We start from the raw sequence: 17,553 nt of genomic DNA on the forward strand, positions 1-17,553 counted from the left end.
AGGGCCATGGCCATGGGACGTCTGAACCGCGTTCTTGTCGCCTTGACTCGCTGGGGGCTGGGCTTGTGTGCGCTGCTGGCGGTGCTGGTGGCGTTGTATGTCAGCCTCGGCCGGCAATTGGTGCCGTTGGTGGCCGAGTACCGAGCCGATGTCGAGAGCAAGGCCGAACAGGCGTTGGGCCTGCCAGTGCATGTCGGCGCCCTTGAGGGGCGCTGGAGCGGGCTGGCGCCTGTGCTGCGCGTTCGCGACCTGCAATTGGGCGAAGGCGCCACCGCGTTGCGCCTGGACGACGTCAAGCTGGTGCCGGACTTGTGGGCCAGCCTGACCTCCCGCGAGGTACGCCTGGCGCGTATTCAGTTAGGCGGCTTGCAACTGATCCTGCGCGAAGATGAGCAAGGCGCCTGGAACCTCGAAGGGCTGCCGAAAAAAGACGATGCCGCCCTCGACCCCGTCGAATTGCTGCAGCGCTTGCGCCAACTGGGGCGTATCGATGTATTCGACAGCCAGGTTACCTTGCAGCCCTGGCAGCGCGACCCCCTGACCTTGACGTATGTGAGTGCCGGCCTGCAGGCCGGTGCCTCGCGCCAGGCCCTCGACGTGCGCGCAACCCTGCCGGACGGCCAGCCCCTGGCGCTGAACCTGCGCAGCCGCGCGTCGGCCAAAGCCTGGCAAGACGCTGAGGTTACGGCATACCTGAGCCTGCCGCAGAGCGATTGGGCGCGCTGGTTGCCGCCGCGTCTGCTGGGCCAGTGGCAGGCTGACGCATTGCGCGCCGGGGGCGAGTTCTGGGTCGACTGGCGCCAAGGCCAGTTGCAACACGCGGTGGTCCGTCTCAATGCGCCAACGCTGCAAGGTGCGTATGCCGGGCGCAAGGCCGCAACCCTGGACAACCTGGCGCTCGCCGCCTGGTTCCAGCGCAGCCCGCAAGGCTTCGATGTGAGTGTCGATTCCCTGGCCATGAGCATCGGCAAGACCCGTTGGGAAACCCATCTGCAGTTACGCCAGCGCCCTGGGCAGGCACCCGCCGACGAGCGCTGGGAAGTGCAGGCCGACCGCCTTGACCTCACTCCGCTGACCCCATTGATCGATGCCTTGGCACCGCTGCCGGATAACCTCATGGCCGTGGTCGATGGCCTGAAGGTCACCGGCGCGCTGCGCAACCTGCGCCTGGAGGCGCGGCCCAAGGCTGAGGGCGACCAGCGGCTGCAATTTGCCGCCAACCTGGAGCAGGTCGGTTTCAACGCCTACCACGGTGCCCCGGCGGCCGGCAACGTCAGTGGCAGCATCAGCGGCGACCTGGGCCATGGCGAGCTGCGGCTCGACACTGAGGCCTTCATGCTGCACTTGTACCCGATCTTCGCCAAACCTTGGCATTACCAGCAGGCCAATGCCCGCCTGACCTGGGCCCTCGACAAGCAAGGCTTCACCCTCGTCGCGCCGTACCTCAAGGTGCTGGGCGAGGAGGGCAAGATCGCCGGTGACTTCCTGATCCGCCTGCTGTTCGAAGAGGGCCGCGAGGACTACATGGACCTGCGGGTCGGGTTGACCGAGGGCGATGGCCGATACACCGCCAAATACTTGCCGGAAGTGCTCAGCCCGGCCCTCGACGAATGGCTGCGCAGTGCGATCGTCAAGGGCACCGTGGATGAGGGCTACTTCCAGTACCAGGGATCGCTGAACCACGGCGCCGCCCCGGAGGCTCGCAGTATCAGCCTGTTCTTCAAGGTGCGTGACGCGGCGCTGGACTTCCAGCCCGGCTGGCCTCAAGTGCAGCAGGTCGATGGTGACGTGCTGATCGAAGACAGTGGTGTGCGCATCAAGGCCCACCATGGCCTGCTGCTCGATACCAAGGTCAGTGACGTCAGTGTCGACATCCCCCACGTCGAAGGCGACCAGCACAGCCATCTGTACCTGGATGGCGATTTCGACGGCAGCCTGGGTGACGGCCTGAAAATTCTCAAGGAAGCCCCGATCGGCACGGGTGAGATCTTCGCCGGGTGGGAAGGCGAGGGCCCGCTCAAGGGCAAGGTCAAGCTCGATATCCCCCTGGCACATGGGCAGCGGCCCAAGGTCAAGGTGGACTTCGCCACCGCTGATGCCCGCCTCAAGGTGGCCCCGCCAAGCCTGGAGCTGAACCGCCTGAAGGGCGACTTCAGTTTCGACTTCGACAAGGGCCTGAGCGGCAAGGACATCAGCCTGCAGGCATTCGGCAAACCGGTGACTGCGCAGATCGTCGCCGAGGGCGAGCCAGGGCAGATGCAGACCCGCATCAACGCCAGCGGCCAGGTTTCGCTGAAAGCGCTGACCGAGTGGCTGCAGTTCAACCAGGCGCTGCCTGCCTCGGGCGAGCTGCCCTATCAGTTGCAGGTCAACCTGGGTAGCCGGGACAACAGCCTGAACGTCAACTCGTCGCTCAAGGGGTTGGCGATCAATTTGCCGGCCCCCTTCGGCAAGGCAGCGGCGGATACCCGCGACAGCCGCTTCAGCATGAACCTGCAGGGCCAGGAGCGGCGCTTCGACGCCAGCTATGCCGACCTTGCACGCTTTGCCTATGCCGCGCCCGGCGACAAACTGGCCCAGGGCCGCGGTGAGCTGCTGCTGGGCACAGGCCAGGCGCAAGTGCCAAGCGGCCAGGGGCTGCGGGTACGCGGGCACCTGGAAACACTGGACCTGGCGCCGTGGCAAGCGCAGATGGCTAGCCTGGGCGGTGACGACCCCGGTGGCAGTGCCCGGCAGAGCCTGCAAAGCGTCGACCTGAGCATCGGCCAGCTCAAAGCCTTCGGCATGGACCTGAATCAGGCGGTGGTGCGTCTGGCCCGTGGTGGCCCGGCGTGGGACCTGCGCCTGGACAGCAAGGAAGTCATCGGCAACGCGCGCGTACCCGACGCCAAGGCCGCGCCCATGTCGGTGCGCCTGCAGACCTTGCGCCTGCCAGCGGCGGACCCGGCCCAGGCGCAGGCCGAGGAGGGGCCCGACCCGTTGGCCTCATTCGACCCGCGCAAGGTGCCTGCCCTGGACCTGAGCATCGACAAGCTCTACCGTGGCGACGACCTCTATGGCAGCGCATCGATCAAGTTGCGCCCGACCGCGCGTGGCGTATCGGCAGACGATATCGACCTTGACTTCAAGGGCCTGCGCATCGATGGCGGCGGTGGCTGGGAAGGCCCGCCGGGCAGCAGCAGTAGCTGGTACAAAGGGCGCCTGGACGGCAAGAACCTGGCCGATGTGCTCAAGGCGTGGGGGTTTGCCCCCACCGTGACCAGCCGCGATTTCCGCCTGGATGTCGACGGTCGCTGGCCGGGCTCACCTGCCTGGGTGGGCTTGAACCGCTTCTCCGGGAGCATGGATGCCGCCCTGCGCACCGGCCAGTTCGTCGAAGTCGAAGGCAGTGCCCAGGCCCTGCGCGTGTTCGGCCTGCTCAATTTCAACTCCATCGGCCGCCGCTTGCGCCTGGACTTCTCCGACCTGTTCGACAAAGGCCTGGCCTATGATCGGGTCAAGGGCCTGCTGGTGGCCAGCAATGGCGTCTACGTGACCCGCGAGCCGATTACCGTTACCGGCCCGTCGAGCAACTTCGAGCTCGACGGTACCCTCGACCTGGTCCGTGACCGGGTGGATGCCAACCTGCAGGTGAGCCTGCCGGTGACCAATAACCTGCCGCTGGCCGCCCTGATTATCGGGGCGCCTGCGGTGGGGGGCGCGCTGTTCCTGGTCGATCGCTTGATCGGCGACCGGGTATCACGCTTTGCCAGCGTGCATTACCGCGTCGAGGGGCCGTGGAAAGAGCCTAGAATCACATTTGTGAAACCTTTCGAGAAATCGCGCTAGGAGTCTTCATGAAGGCAGCGGTGATCCAGATGGTCAGTCAGGACGACGTGCTGGCCAACCTGCAGCGTGCCGGCGCCCTGCTTGAACAGGCCGCGCTCGGTGGCGCACGCCTGGCCGTGCTGCCAGAAAACTTCGCCGCCATGGGGCGCAAGGATGCTGCAGTGATCGGCCGCGCCGAAGCCTTGAACGAAGGGCCGATCCTGCCATGGTTGAAACGCACCGCGCGCGACCTCAAGTTATGGATTGTTGCCGGCACCTTGCCGTTGCCACCGGTCGGCCAGCCTGATGCCAAGGCCCATGCCTGCTCACTGCTGATCGACGAGCACGGTGAAGTGGCGGCACGCTACGACAAGTTGCACCTGTTCGACGTGGACGTCGCCGACAACCGCGGCCGTTACCGTGAGTCCGACGACTATGCCCATGGCGCGCAGGTGGTGGTGGCCGATACCCCGGTGGGGCGCCTGGGCCTGAGCGTATGCTATGACCTGCGCTTCCCCGAGTTGTACAGTGCCTTGCGCGCTGCCGGGGCCGAGCTGATCTGCGCGCCAGCCGCCTTCACTGCGGTGACGGGCGCGGCGCACTGGGACGTGCTGATTCGCGCGCGTGCCATCGAGACCCAATGCTACCTGTTGGCCGCAGCGCAGGGCGGCACCCATCCAGGCCCACGGGAAACCCATGGGCATGCAGCGATCGTCGACCCTTGGGGGCGGATCGTTGCGCAGCAGGCGCAGGGCGAAGCGGTATTGCTCGCCGAGCGCGACACTGATGAACAAGCGTCCATTCGGGCGCGCATGCCGGTGGTTTCGCACCGGCGCTTTTTCTCGCAGGACGCCTTGCGGCCTGCGCACACCTCGGAGTGACTATGAGCCAGATGTTATCCACCGTCAGCGAGCAGCTCCTGGCCCCAGGCGGGTTGACCCTGGACAGCCTGCAGGCTGTGCTGGGTGAGTTGGCCGGCCCGGGCATCGATGCCGCCGACTTGTATTTCCAGGGCCAGATCTCGGAAACCTGGGCGCTGGAGGACGGCATCGTCAAAGAGGGCAGCTTCAACCTCGACCAAGGCGTGGGCGTGCGTGCCCAGTCCGGTGAAAAGACCGGCTTCGCCTACAGCAACGCCATCAACCTGGAGGCACTGACCTCGGCGGCCCGTGCCGCGCGTTCGATCTCCCGTGCCGGGCAGAATGGTACGGTCCAGGCTTTCCGCAGCCAGGATGTGACGGCCCTGTATGCGCCGGACAACCCCCTGGATGTGCTCAGTCGCGCCGAAAAGGTCGACCTGCTCAAGCGTGTCGATGCCGCCACCCGGGCGCTGGACCCGCGTATCCAGCAGGTCAGCGTGAGCATGGCCGGGGTCTGGGAGCGCATTCTCATCGCGGCGGCCGATGGCAGCCTGGCCGCCGACGTGCGCCCGCTGGTGCGCTTCAACGTCAGCGTCATCGTCGAACACAATGGCCGCCGCGAGCGCGGTGGCCAGGGTGGCGGCGGGCGTACCGACTACCGCTTCTTCACCGAAGAGAAAGTCATGGGTTATGCCCGTGAGGCGTTGCGTCAGGCCCTGGTGAACCTGGAGGCGATTCCTGCCCCGGCGGGTACCTTGCCCGTGGTGCTGGGGCCGGGCTGGTCGGGCGTACTGTTGCATGAAGCGGTGGGCCATGGCCTGGAAGGCGACTTCAACCGCAAGGGCAGCTCGGCGTTCAGCGGCCGGATCGGTGAGCAGGTGGCGTCGAAACTGTGCACCATCGTCGACGACGGCACCCTTGAAGGCCGCCGCGGTTCGTTGAGCGTGGATGACGAAGGCACCCCGACCGAGTGCACCACGCTGATCGAGAACGGTGTGCTCAAAGGCTACATGCAGGACAAACTGAACGCCCGCCTGATGGGCATGGCCGTGACCGGCAATGGCCGCCGCGAATCCTACGCCCATCTGCCGATGCCGCGCATGACCAACACCTACATGCGCGCGGGCGAAAGCGACCCGCAGGAAATCATCGCTTCGGTGAAGAGAGGCATCTATTGCGCCAACCTGGGCGGTGGCCAGGTGGATATCACCAGCGGCAAGTTCGTCTTTTCCACCAGTGAGGCTTACCTGATCGAAGACGGCAAGATCACCGCGCCGGTCAAGGGTGCAACGCTGATTGGCAACGGGCCGGAGGCGATGAGCCGGGTGTCGATGGTCGGCAATGACCTGGCGCTGGACAGTGGCGTCGGCACGTGCGGCAAGGATGGGCAGTCGGTGCCGGTAGGGGTCGGGCAGCCGACGTTGAAACTCGATGCGATTACCGTCGGCGGGACCGGGGCGTGACAGGTGTGGGGGCTGCGCAGCAGCCCCTGGGCAATCAGCGCAATCCGCGCTGCAGCTCGTCGAGGTCGCGGATGTACTTGAACACCTTGCGCGCGGCGGCAGGCGGTTTGTTACGCGCCTTCTCGTGCTGGGCATGGCGGATCAGCGAGCGCATTTGCTGGCGATCGGTATCGGGGTACTCGTTGACGAAGCGTTCGAGGTCTTCGTCATTGCCGTCGATCAACCGGTCGCGCCAGCGCTCCAGGCCGTGGAAACGCTCGTTGTACTGGCGGGTCGAGCTGTCCATCTGTTCGAGCAAGGCATGGATGGCATCCAGGTCCTGCACACGCATCAGCTTGCCGACAAACGACATGTGGCGTTTGCGGGCACCGTGAGCGGTGTGCTTGCTGGCCTCGGCCAGCGCCTTGCGCAGCTCGTCGGTCAACGGCAGGCGTGCCAGGGTGTCGGCCTTGAGCGTAGTGAGGCGCTCGCCGAGTTCGACCAGTGCATGCAGTTCGCGCTTGATCTGGGTTTTGCTTTTTTCGCCGTCGAAGGCGTCGTCGTTTGAATCAACCATGGTGGCAGTCCGCTAGAAATCGCCGCCATGATAACCAGTCGGGGGCCGCTTGTCCGGCCCGGTCGTAGAATGACCCTCGCCGAACGCAGAATTTGAGTGGAGAGAACCATGAGTGCAGTCCAGAGCGTAGGTCCGAAAGACCTGCCAGCCTTGCAGGAGCAGGTCGAAGCGATCATCGCCGAAGCGCGTCGCCAGGGCGCCAGTGCCTGCGAAGTGGCGGTCTCGCTGGAGCAAGGCCTGTCCACCACGGTGCGTCAGCGCGAGGTCGAAACGGTCGAGTTCAACCGTGACCAGGGCTTTGGCATCACCCTCTATGTCGGCCAGCGCAAAGGTTCGGCCAGTACCTCGGCAAGTGGCCCCGAGGCGATCCGCGAAACCGTAGCCGCCGCGCTGGCGATCGCCAAGCATACGTCCGAAGACGAATGCTCCGGCTTGGCCGACGCCGCCCTGATGGCCCGCGATATCCCGGACCTGGACCTTTACCACGACTGGGACATCGAACCCGAGAAGGCGATCGAGATGGCCCTGGCTTGCGAGGCCGCGGCGTTCGACGCCGATTCACGCATTCTCAACGCCGATGGCACCACGCTCAACACTCACCAAGGGTGCCGAGTGTATGGCAACAGCCACGGCTTCATCGGCAGCTACGCCTCGACCCGACACAGCCTGAGCTGCGTGATGATCGCCGAGGGTGATGGCCAGATGCAGCGTGACTACTGGTATGACGTAAACCGCCAGGGCAATTTGTTGGCCGACCCGCGCAGCATCGGCCAGCGTGCGGCCCAGCGTGCGGCCAGCCGCCTCGGCGCCCGCCCGGTGCCGACGTGCGAAGTGCCGGTGCTGTTCTCGGCAGAGCTCGCCGGCGGCCTGTTTGGCAGCTTCCTGTCGGCCATTTCCGGCGGCAACCTGTACCGCAAGTCGTCGTTCCTTGAAGGCACTATCGGGCAGCGGCTGTTCCCAAGCTGGCTGACCCTCGATGAGCGCCCGCATATTGCCCGGGCCTTGGGCAGTGCTGCGTTCGACGGTGACGGCCTGGCGACCTACGCCAAACCGTTCGTCGACAAGGGTGAGCTGGTGTCGTACCTGCTGGGGACCTATTCCGGGCGCAAGCTCGGCCTGCCCAGCACGGCCAACTCCGGGGGGGTGCACAACCTGTATGTGACCCACGGCGTCGAGGACCAGGCGGCCCTGATCCGCCGGATGGGGCGTGGCTTGCTGGTGACCGAGTTGATGGGGCATGGCCTGAACATGGTCACGGGCGACTATTCGCGTGGGGCTGCAGGCTTCTGGGTCGAGAACGGCGAGATCCAGCATGCGGTCCAGGAAGTGACCATCGCCGGGAACATGAAGGACATGTTCCAGCAAATCGTGGCGATCGGTAGCGATCTTGAGACCCGCAGCAATATTCACACGGGCTCGGTGCTGATCGAACGGATGACCGTTGCCGGCAGCTGAGTGGCCGCCTGATCTACAAAACCCGGCCTGCGCGCCGGGTTTTTTATACCTGCTTACTCCCTGCTTTGGTCGATGCCCTCTTGAAGTGATTCTATTTATCACTTAATAATGAATATCATTACCCAGTTGCTTGGCGATGGTGTTCATGAAATCCGTCCTCCACGAGTTGCCCTACCTGGAAAACTGGCGCTGGCTCAGCCGGCGCATTCGCTGCGCGCTCGAGCCCGATGAGCCGCGCCTGATCGAGCACTACCTGGCCGAAGGCCGCTACCTGGTGTGCTGCACCGAAACCTTGCCATGGACGGTGGCCCTGACCTCCTTTCGCCTGCTCCTGGATACCGCTTGCGACCGCATGCTGCCCTGGCATTGGCGCTGCCTGTGCCTGGACCAGGCCTGGCGACCCTTGCTCGACCTGCGCAACCTCGACCGCCGCGAACAGAACCAGCGCTGGCAGCCCTACGCCCTGCAATTGGCCAATTGCGTGCTGCTGCCTTCGATTTCTCCCGATGAACTGATGCAAGGATTAGACGATGAGTAATACCCGTATCGAGCGTGACAGCATGGGTGAGCTGCAGGTGCCTGCCGAGGCCCTGTATGGCGCCCAGACCCAGCGCGCGGTCGACAACTTCCCGGTCAGCGGCCAGCGCATGCCGGCCCAGTTCATTCGCGCATTGCTGCTGGCCAAGGCCGCAGCGGCCAAGGCCAACATCGAGCTGGAGCAGGTGAGCGCCGAGCAAGGTCAGGCCATCGTCAAGGCAGTCGAACAACTGCTGGCGGAAGATTTCATCCAGCATTTCCCGGTGGATGTGTTCCAGACCGGTTCCGGCACCAGTTCGAATATGAACGCCAACGAGGTGATCGCCACCCTGGCGACTCGCGTGCTGGGTAATGCGGTCAATGCCAACGACCATGTGAACTGCGGCCAGAGCAGCAACGACATCATCCCGACCACCATCCATGTCAGTGCCGCCCTGGCGCTGCACGAGCAACTGCTGCCAGCGTTGCGTCACCTGGTACAGGTGATCGAGGCCAAATCGCAGCAGGTACACCCATTCGTCAAAACCGGCCGTACCCACCTGATGGACGCCATGCCCGTGCGCATGAGCCAGGTGCTCGACGGCTGGGCAGCACAAATCAAAGGCGCGCAGGCGCACATCGAGGCGACCCTGCCGAGCCTGCAGGCGCTGGCCCAGGGCGGCACGGCGGTGGGAACGGGTATCAACGCCCACCCACAGTTCGCTGCCGGCTTCGCGCGCCAGCTCAGTGCCCTGACCCAGGTCGAGTTCACCCCTGGGCAGAACCTGTTTGCCCTGATCGGCTCGCAGGACACCGCCGTAGCTCTTTCCGGGCAGCTCAAGACTGCTGCGGTGGCGCTGATGAAAATCGCCAACGACCTGCGCTGGATGAACTCCGGCCCGTTGGCCGGCCTTGGCGAGATTGAACTGCAAGGCCTGCAGCCTGGCTCTTCGATCATGCCGGGCAAGGTCAACCCAGTGATCCCGGAAGCCACTGCCATGGTGGCTGCGCAGGTCATCGGCAATGACGCGACCATCGCCATCGCCGGACAGTCGGGCAACTTCGAGCTGAACGTGATGCTGCCGGTGATCGCCCGCAACCTGCTGGAAAGCATCGAACTGATGGCCAACGTCAGCCGCTTGCTGGCCGACAAGGCCATCGCCACGTTCAAGGTCAATGAAGGCAAGCTCAAGGAGGCGCTGGCGCGCAACCCGATCCTGGTCACGGCGCTGAACCCGATCATCGGCTATCTCAAGGCCGCCGAAATCGCCAAGACCGCCTACCAGCAAGGCCGCCCGATCATCGATGTGGCGCTGGAGCATACCGACTTGTCGCGCGACCAGCTGGAAGCGCTGCTCGACCCGGAAAAACTCACCGCCGGCGGGATCTGACCCCGGCGCAGGAGACACGCCATGCAGCACTGGAAACGCACCACCGAAATGGCCAACCACCTGTTCGAGCAAGGTGAGTGGGTCGATGCACGGGAACACTACCTGCAAGCCCTGGCACTGGCCCAGGTGCTGTTCGAGCGCTGGCATGACGTCGACGAAGCGGTGGCGGTGTTCGTCATCGCTCACCACAACCTGGCCGACCTGCACCTGCGGCTGAACCAGCCGCACGAGAGCGCCGACTACCTGTGCTCTGCGCATCAGCGCCTGCTGCAGGCCAGCCAGGAGGCCCGCTTGCCCCAGGCGCTGCGCGATGCCGCGCTGCGCCACAGTGGGCGCACCTACACCGAGTTGCTGAATTTCATCGCCGAGTACGGCCAGTACCCGCGCACCGAGCGCCTGCTCAACCGTCACGCACCCGCGGCCAGCGCGCTGGCCGCGAAGGCCGACGTGACACCCAGACCCCACGCTTACGGAATCCACTGACATGCCACACACCTTGCCTGCGTTGCCCTATGCCTACGATGCGCTGGAACCGCACATCGATGCCCAGACCATGGAGATTCACCACAGCAAGCATCACCAGACCTATATCAACAACCTCAACGCCGCTATCGAAGGCACCGAATGGGCCGAGTGGCCGGTGGAGCAGTTGGTCGGCGCGGTCAAGCAGTTGCCAGAGAAGCTGCAGGCTGCGGTGATCAACCAAGGGGGTGGCCACGCCAACCACACGCTGTTCTGGACCGTGATGGCGCCACAGGGTGGCGGCCAGCCGCACGGTCAGGTGGCCAAGGCAATCGAAGCCGAGCTGGGTGGTTTCGACGCCTTCAAGGACGCGTTCACCAAAGCGGCACTGAGCCGCTTCGGCAGTGGTTGGGCCTGGCTCAGCGTCACCCCGGAAAACAAGCTGGTGGTTGAAAGCAGCGGCAACCAGGACAGCCCGCTGATGCACGGTAATACGCCGATCCTGGGGTTGGACGTGTGGGAACACGCTTACTACCTCAAGTACCAGAACCGTCGCCCTGAATACATCGGTGCCTTCTACAACGTCGTCGACTGGGCGGAAGTAGAACGTCGTTATCTCGAAGCCTTGAAGTGAGTCGATCCGGTATGCGTTCACAGGTGTTGTCCGTCAGCAGCGTGCGTCTGTTTCGCCTGGCGATAGGAACCTTGCTGTTGCTGGTCGGCACTGCGCTGTTGCTGGCGCAGGGCATTGCCTGGCTGGGCCTGGAACCGCGCATGTTGCGCGCCCTCGAGGGGGGCGCACTGTGCGCGTTGGGGACGGCGCTGGGCGCGGTACCGGTGTTGGTGATACGTAATATGCCGGTGGCCCTGGCCGACACACTGCTGGGCTTCGGCGCCGGCGTGATGCTGGCGGCCACCGCGTTTTCCCTGATCATTCCGGGGCTGGAAGCGGCTCAAGGTATCGGCTTCAGCCCCTGGGGCGCGGGCGGCCTGATCAGCTTTGGCTTGATGTTCGGCGCCTTGTGCCTGTTTCTGGTCGACCTCAAGGTTTCCGGGGCCTCGCCGGAAGCCTTGGTCGGCACGGATAACCAGCCAGTGATCGCCGCGCGAATCTGGCTGTTCGTGATTGCCATCATTGCCCACAACATTCCTGAAGGCATGGCCATCGGCGTGTCGGCGGGTGGCGGTATGGCGGATGCCGACAGCCTGGCCATGGGCATCGCCTTGCAGGATGTGCCTGAGGGCCTGGTGATAGCGCTGGTGCTGGCGGGGGCGGGCATGCCGCGGTTCAAGGCGTTTCTGATCGGAGCCGCTTCAGGCCTGGTCGAACCCGTGGCTGCGGTGATCTGTGCCTGGCTGGTCAACGTAGCCGAACTGCTGCTGCCGTTGGGGTTGGCGTGTGCGGCGGGAGCGATGCTGTTGGTGGTGACCCAGGAAATCATCCCTGAGTCGCGCAGCAATGGGCATCACCGCTTGGCCAGCCTGGGGCTGTGTATCGGTTTCTGCCTGATGATGGTGATGGACACCGCGATGTCCTGAGCGGTTTACTCGCCTTCGTCGAAGTAGTTGTTGATCAGCTCGATCAAGGCTTCCAGCGCTTCGTTGTCCTGTTCGCCTTCGGTCAGCAGGTGCACCTGGGTGCCTTTACCTGCCGCGAGCATCATCACTGCCATGATGCTTTTGCCGTCCACCAGCTTGTCGGGCGCGCGGCCCACGCGCACCTGGCAGGGGAAGCGCCCGGCCACGCCGACGAACTTGGCTGCCGCCCGGGCATGCAGGCCCAGCTTGTTGATGATGGTGATTTCGCAGGCGGGCATCGTGGGGTGGATCCTGTGGGCTAGAGGTCGCGGTGGCGGACCTGGACGTTTTTCAGTGATTGCTGCAGCAACTCGCCGAGGCGTTCGGTCAGGTACACCGAGCGGTGATGGCCGCCGGTGCAGCCGATGGCGATAGTGACGTAGGCGCGGTTGCTGGCGGCGAAGCGGGGCAGCCATTTGAGCAGGTAGCTGGAAATGTCGTTGAACATCTCTTCGACATCCGGCTGGGCGGCGAGGTAGTCGATCACCGGCTGATCGAGGCCGGAGTGCTCACGCAGCTCGGGCTTCCAATAGGGGTTGGGCAGGCAGCGCACATCGAACACCAGGTCGGCATCGACCGGCATGCCGCGCTTGAAGCCGAACGATTCGACCAGAAACGCAGTGCCAGGCTCTGGCTGGTTGAGCAGGCGTAGCTTGATCGAGTCGCGCAGTTGGTAAAGGTTTAGGCTGGTAGTGTCGATTTTCAGGTCAGCCAGATCGGAGATCGGCCCCAGCATGTCGCTCTCGACCCGTATTGCCTCTGCCAGGGAACGGTTGGCATTGGTCAGCGGGTGGCGCCGGCGCGTCTCGGAGAAGCGTTTGAGCAGCGTATCTTCGTCGGCGTCCAGGTACAGCACGTCGCATTGGATGTGCCGCGCTCGGGCCTCTTCGAGCAGTTCGGGGAAACGCGACAGGTGGCTGGGCAGGTTGCGCGCGTCAATCGACACGGCGACCTTGGGTTGCAGCAACTCGGTATTGATCAACGCGTTTTCCGCCAGCTGCGGTAGCAGGCCGGCGGGCAGGTTGTCGATGCAATAGAAACCGTTGTCTTCCAGCACATCGAGGGCGGTGCTCTTGCCGGAGCCGGACCGGCCGCTAACGATGATCAGACGCATGTTCAGGGCTCGCTCTGGACGTCCAGGACAACCTGGTACAGGGCCTCGTTACTGCTGGCTGCACGCAGACGATCACGAACCTCTTTGCGATCGAGCATGCTGGCAATCTGGCGCAGCAGTTCCAGGTGCGCATCGGTGGCAGCTTCGGGCACCAGCAGGACGAACAGCAGGTCCACGGGTGCGCCATCGATGGCGTCGTAGTCGATCGGTGCCTCCAGGTGCAGCAAGGCGCTGACGGGGGCGGTGCATCCTTCGAGCCGGCAGTGGGGGATGGCGATGCCGTTGCCGAACCCGGTCGAGCCGAGTTTTTCACGGGCGACCAGTTTCTCGAAGACGTCTTGCATCTCCAGTTCTGGCACTTGGTCGGCGATGACAGTGGCGACCTTTTCGAGGGCGCGCTTCTTACTGCCGCCCGGCACGTTCACGAGGGAACGGCCGGGGGTCAGGATGGTTTCAAGTCGGATCATGGATGAGGGGGATCAGCGGGCAGCCGTGCCTTGCAGCAGGCTTTGCTGTTTTTCCTTGTGTTTTTTCAGTTGGCGGTCGAGCTTGTCGGCCAAGGCGTCGATCGCTGCATACATGTCTTCGTGTTCCGCGTTGGCGACCACTTCACCGCCAGGAATCTGCAGGGTCGCTTCGACCTTCTGCTGCAGCTTCTCGACCTTCATGATGACCTGCACGTTGGTAATCTTGTCGAAGTGACCCTCCAGGCGCTTGAGTTTCTGCTCGATATAGTCGCGCAGCGGCGGGGTGACTTCTACATGGTGTCCACTGATGTTGACTTGCATACAGCTTCTCCTTTGTTGCCCGTGCATCATAAAGAGGCAGGTCTTGCACCTGCCCCGCAAATGCTGTGGCACATACCAGGGGCTACATCAGTCGCTTGCGCTCGCTCGACGGTGCGATGCCGAGAGACTCGCGGTACTTGGCGACGGTGCGACGGGCTACCTGGATGCCTTGTGCCTCCAGTAAACCAGCGATCTTGCTGTCACTCAATGGCTTTTTCTGATTTTCCGCCGCAACCAGTTTCTTGATGATCGCGCGGATCGCCGTGGACGAGCATTCTCCGCCTTCGGCGGTGCTCACATGGCTTGAGAAAAAGTATTTCAGTTCGTAGATACCGCGGGGCGTGTGCATGTATTTCTGCGTGGTGACCCGCGAAATGGTCGACTCGTGCATGCCCACCGCTTCGGCAATGTCATGCAGCACCAAGGGCTTCATCGCTTCGTCGCCATGGTCGAGAAAACCGCGCTGATGCTCGACGATCTGCGTGGCGACCTTCATCAGCGTTTCGTTGCGGCTCTGCAGGCTCTTGATGAACCAGCGCGCTTCCTGCAGCTGGTTGCGCATGAAGGTGTTGTCGGCGCTGGTGTCGGCGCGTCTGACAAAGCCTGCGTACTGCGGGTTGACGCGCAGCCGCGGGATCGCCTCCTGGTTCAGCTCGACCAGCCAGCGCTCACTGTCCTTGCGCACGATGACGTCGGGCACGACGTACTCGGGCTCGCTCGATTCGATCTGTGAACCGGGGCGCGGGTTGAGGCTTTGCACCAGTTCGATGACCTGGCGCAGTTCGTCTTCCTTGATCTTCATGCGCCGCATCAGCTGGCTGTAGTCGCGGCCACCCAGCAGGTCGATGAAGTCGGTGACCAGGCGCTTGGCCTCGGCCATCCAAGGGGTGCTGACTGGCAGCTGACGCAGTTGCAACAGCAGGCATTCGCCGAGGTTGCGTGCACCGACGCCGGCAGGCTCGAACTGCTGGATGCGGTGCAAGACCGCTTCGACCTCGTCCAGCTCGATATCCAGTTCAGGGTCGAAACCGGCGCAGATCTCCTCCAGGGTGTCTTCCAGGTAGCCCTGGCCATTGATGCTGTCGATCAGAGTGACGGCGATCAGGCGATCGGTATCGGACATCGGGGCCAGGTTCAGCTGCCACAGCAGGTGGCTTTGCAGGCTCTCGCCGGCCGATGTGCGGGTGGTGAAGTCCCACTCGTCGTCATCGTTGCTTGGCAGGCTGCTGGCGCTGGTCTGGTAGATGTCTTCCCAGGCGGTGTCGACCGGCAGCTCGTTGGGGATGCGCTCGCTCCACTCACCGTCTTCCAGGTTTTCGGCACTGGCGGTGCTTTCCTGGAAGCTGTTGTCCTGGGCTTCGGCGGCCGGTTTGCTCTCGGCGTTATCGGCCATCGGGTCGCTATTGTCGAAGTCCTCGCCGTCTTCCTGACGTTCGAGCATCGGGTTCGACTCCAGCGCTTCCTGGATTTCCTGTTGGAGGTCCAGGGTGGACAGCTGGAGGAGGCGGATGGCCTGTTGCAACTGAGGAGTCATCGTCAGTTGCTGGCCCATTTTTAGGACGAGCGATGGTTTCATGGCAGGGGCTTAATACCTTGTTCGCCGGCGCGCATGCGCCATCCACTACACGAGGGCGCCGGAGCGCCAAATTCAAGCAAGTTTTATGCCTTAAATTGTAGCGTTTGCCTAGAGCACCGTAACAACTTAAACCCCGTCAAGGGTTATTTGCCGGTGCTCCAGGTGCGTCCCGGGGTCAGAGTCGGAACTCGTGACCCAGGTAAACCTCTTTGACCAGGTCGTTGGCCAGGATGGTCTCGGCATCGCCTTCGGCGATCAGTCGGCCATCATTGACGATATAAGCGGTTTCGCAGATATCCAAGGTCTCGCGCACGTTGTGGTCGGTGATCAGTACACCGATGCCCTTGGCCTTGAGATGGTGGATGATCTGCTTGATGTCGCCGACCGAAATCGGGTCGACACCCGCGAAGGGTTCGTCCAGCAGGATGAACTTCGGTGCGGTTGCCAAGGCCCGGGCGATCTCGACGCGGCGGCGTTCGCCACCCGAGAGGCTCATGCCGAGGTTGTCGCGGATGTGGCTGATATGGAACTCCTGCAGCAGGCTTTCCAGCTCCTTGCGGCGGCCGTCGCGGTCGAGTTCCTTGCGGGTCTCGAGGATCGCCATGATGTTGTCGGCCACCGACAGCTTGCGGAAGATCGAAGCTTCCTGCGGCAGGTAGCCGATACCGGCGCGGGCGCGACCGTGCATGGGCTGGTGGCTGACATCGAGGTTGTCGATCAGCACGCGCCCTTGCTCAGCCTGGACCAGGCCGACGATCATGTAGAAGCAGGTGGTCTTGCCGGCGCCGTTGGGGCCGAGCAGGCCGACGATCTGGCCACTGTCGATCGACAGGCTGACATCGCGCACGACCTGCCGACCCTTGTAGCTCTTGGCCAGGTGCTGGGCTTTAAGGGTTGCCATTTACTCGGCCTTCTTCTTGGGCTGGATCACCATGTCGATACGCTGACGCGGTGTAGTCACGTTGCCACCACGACCGGCGGTCGCCACCTGGGTCTGGGTGTTGTAGACGATTTTCTCGCCTTCGGTGGTGTTGCCTTCGTTTTCGACCTTGGCGCGGTCGGTGAGGATCACCAGGTCCTTCTGCGACTGGTACTGGATAGTCACACCCCAGCCCTTCATCTTGTCCGGCTTGGCGGCGCTCTGTTGCTGCTCGAAGTAGGCCAGGTTGCCCACCGAGGTCACCACGTCGATATCGCCGGTGGCGGAGCGGGTGATGGTCACGGTGTTGCCAGTGATTTTCATCGAGCCCTGGGTGATGATCACATCGCCGGTGTAGGTGGCCACACCCTGCTTGTCGTCCAGATGGGCATTGTCGGCCTGGATGCGGATCGGCTGATCACGGTCGTTCGGCAGTGCGAAGGCGCTCGCGCTTCCCAGTGCTGCGCTCAGGCTGAGCAAAAGGGGGAGGGTTTTAACGAGCCTCATACTGTCCTCTTACGTTAGAGAGCAGGTCCATCCTGCCTTCTTTCAAATACGCTTTCATTCCTTTGCCCGTAGTTGTGCCACCGGCGCCGTCGATTCTAACGGCTTGCTCGGTCTGCGCATATTGCTTCTGCGGGAACACGGTCATGCGTGAGCTGGTAATGATGGTCTCACGCTGCTTTTCGTCGGTGCGGGCAACGCGTACCTGGTCGATCAGCTCGACCTCGGTACCGTCCGGGTTGACCTCGGCGCGGGCGCTCTGCACGTGCCACGGGTACTCGGTGCCGCGGTACATATGCAGGTCGGGCGTGGTCAGCAGGGTGATTTCGCTGGCCTTGAGGTGCTCGACCTTGTCAGCGGTCATTTCATACTGCAGTTTGCCGTCGGGCAAGAATTGCAGGCTGTGGGCGTTGGTCGCGTAGTAGTCGATAGCGCTATCGTCGACCTGGCTCACCGGCTTGTCGAGGAAGCTTTCCGGGCTGACGTTCCAGTAGCCGATCGCCACCAGCAGGGCGGCGATGACCCCGAGCAGCGCAAAGTTGCGGACTTTCTTGCTGAACATGG

General features: G+C 63.5%; 18 protein-coding genes. 9 read left to right on the top strand and 9 right to left on the bottom strand.

The genetic code is table 11. The features are described from left to right. Positions 1 to 6 precede the first annotated feature (6 nt). Genes HU770_RS01260 through tldD form a run of 3 tightly spaced genes read left to right on the top strand, consistent with a single transcriptional unit; the run spans position 7 to position 6,130 of the window. Positions 7 to 3,828, top strand: coding sequence for a YhdP family protein (locus tag HU770_RS01260; RefSeq protein ID WP_186662922.1), 3,822 nt, complete (start codon positions 7 to 9; stop codon positions 3,826 to 3,828). A gap of 8 nt (positions 3,829 to 3,836) precedes the next feature. Further along, entirely contained in the window at positions 3,837 to 4,688 is an 852-nt protein-coding gene (locus HU770_RS01265; protein WP_186662923.1) for a carbon-nitrogen hydrolase family protein, read from the top strand. 2 nt (positions 4,689 to 4,690) lie between these two features. Further along, positions 4,691 to 6,130, top strand: a complete 1,440-nt coding sequence (gene tldD / locus HU770_RS01270; RefSeq protein ID WP_033701116.1) for a metalloprotease TldD — start codon at positions 4,691 to 4,693, stop codon at positions 6,128 to 6,130. A 34-nt stretch (positions 6,131 to 6,164) separates the two neighbouring features. Here the strand turns inward: tldD and yjgA are convergent, their stop codons facing one another. Then, positions 6,165 to 6,686 (bottom strand): ribosome biogenesis factor YjgA, encoded by a 522-nt coding sequence (gene yjgA / locus HU770_RS01275; RefSeq protein WP_033701114.1) that lies wholly within the window; start codon positions 6,684 to 6,686, stop codon positions 6,165 to 6,167. A gap of 108 nt (positions 6,687 to 6,794) precedes the next feature. Here yjgA and pmbA point away from each other — a divergent pair, with 108 nt between their 5' ends. The 6 genes from pmbA (at position 6,795) to HU770_RS01305 (ending at position 12,049) form a co-directional block, all read left to right on the top strand. Next, positions 6,795 to 8,141: a metalloprotease PmbA gene (pmbA, locus tag HU770_RS01280; RefSeq protein ID WP_186662924.1), complete on the top strand. Its 1,347-nt coding sequence runs from the start codon at positions 6,795 to 6,797 to the stop codon at positions 8,139 to 8,141. A gap of 136 nt (positions 8,142 to 8,277) precedes the next feature. Then, the gene (locus tag HU770_RS01285) at positions 8,278 to 8,679 is read left to right on the top strand and encodes a hypothetical protein (RefSeq protein WP_033701111.1); all 402 of its coding nucleotides are present in this window, start codon (positions 8,278 to 8,280) and stop codon (positions 8,677 to 8,679) included. Beyond that, positions 8,672 to 10,048 (top strand): class II fumarate hydratase, encoded by a 1,377-nt coding sequence (locus tag HU770_RS01290; RefSeq protein ID WP_156310390.1) that lies wholly within the window; start codon positions 8,672 to 8,674, stop codon positions 10,046 to 10,048. Before HU770_RS01285 ends, HU770_RS01290 begins: the two co-directional genes overlap by 8 nt. 21 nt (positions 10,049 to 10,069) lie before the next feature. Then, positions 10,070 to 10,531 carry a hypothetical protein gene (locus tag HU770_RS01295; protein ID WP_186662925.1) on the top strand — a complete coding sequence of 154 codons (462 nt, stop codon included), beginning with the start codon at positions 10,070 to 10,072 and terminating at the stop codon, positions 10,529 to 10,531. A 1-nt stretch (position 10,532) separates the two neighbouring features. Further along, positions 10,533 to 11,144 (top strand): superoxide dismutase, encoded by a 612-nt coding sequence (locus tag HU770_RS01300; protein WP_156310384.1) that lies wholly within the window; start codon positions 10,533 to 10,535, stop codon positions 11,142 to 11,144. Between the two features lie 11 nt (positions 11,145 to 11,155). Next, positions 11,156 to 12,049, top strand: a complete 894-nt coding sequence (locus tag HU770_RS01305; RefSeq protein ID WP_099452996.1) for a ZIP family metal transporter — start codon at positions 11,156 to 11,158, stop codon at positions 12,047 to 12,049. 5 nt (positions 12,050 to 12,054) lie between these two features. Here the strand turns inward: HU770_RS01305 and HU770_RS01310 are convergent, their stop codons facing one another. From HU770_RS01310 to lptC, 8 genes are all read right to left on the bottom strand, one after another. Beyond that, positions 12,055 to 12,327, bottom strand: coding sequence for an HPr family phosphocarrier protein (locus HU770_RS01310; RefSeq protein WP_033701105.1), 273 nt, complete (start codon positions 12,325 to 12,327; stop codon positions 12,055 to 12,057). Positions 12,328 to 12,347: 20 nt separating this feature from the next. Further along, positions 12,348 to 13,202, bottom strand: coding sequence for an RNase adapter RapZ (gene rapZ, locus HU770_RS01315; protein ID WP_033701103.1), 855 nt, complete (start codon positions 13,200 to 13,202; stop codon positions 12,348 to 12,350). Positions 13,203 to 13,204: 2 nt separating this feature from the next. Further along, entirely contained in the window at positions 13,205 to 13,669 is a 465-nt protein-coding gene (gene ptsN, locus HU770_RS01320; RefSeq protein ID WP_033701102.1) for a PTS IIA-like nitrogen regulatory protein PtsN, read from the bottom strand. Positions 13,670 to 13,681: 12 nt separating this feature from the next. Next, positions 13,682 to 13,990, bottom strand: coding sequence for a ribosome-associated translation inhibitor RaiA (gene raiA, locus HU770_RS01325; protein WP_033701100.1), 309 nt, complete (start codon positions 13,988 to 13,990; stop codon positions 13,682 to 13,684). 82 nt (positions 13,991 to 14,072) lie between these two features. Continuing rightward, positions 14,073 to 15,566 carry an RNA polymerase factor sigma-54 gene (locus HU770_RS01330; protein ID WP_186657060.1) on the bottom strand — a complete coding sequence of 498 codons (1,494 nt, stop codon included), beginning with the start codon at positions 15,564 to 15,566 and terminating at the stop codon, positions 14,073 to 14,075. A 175-nt stretch (positions 15,567 to 15,741) separates the two neighbouring features. Beyond that, positions 15,742 to 16,467, bottom strand: coding sequence for an LPS export ABC transporter ATP-binding protein (gene lptB / locus HU770_RS01335; protein ID WP_033701098.1), 726 nt, complete (start codon positions 16,465 to 16,467; stop codon positions 15,742 to 15,744). Beyond that, on the bottom strand, positions 16,468 to 16,992 hold the full coding sequence (lptA, locus tag HU770_RS01340) for a lipopolysaccharide transport periplasmic protein LptA (protein WP_033701097.1): 525 nt from the start codon (positions 16,990 to 16,992) through the stop codon (positions 16,468 to 16,470). Then, positions 16,979 to 17,551, bottom strand: coding sequence for an LPS export ABC transporter periplasmic protein LptC (lptC, locus tag HU770_RS01345; RefSeq protein WP_033701095.1), 573 nt, complete (start codon positions 17,549 to 17,551; stop codon positions 16,979 to 16,981). Before lptC ends, lptA begins: the two co-directional genes overlap by 14 nt. Positions 17,552 to 17,553: the final 2 nt, after the last annotated feature.

The organism is Pseudomonas sp. SWRI68, assembly GCF_014269165.1.
Taxonomy (GTDB): Bacteria; Pseudomonadota; Gammaproteobacteria; order Pseudomonadales; family Pseudomonadaceae; genus Aquipseudomonas; species Aquipseudomonas capeferrum.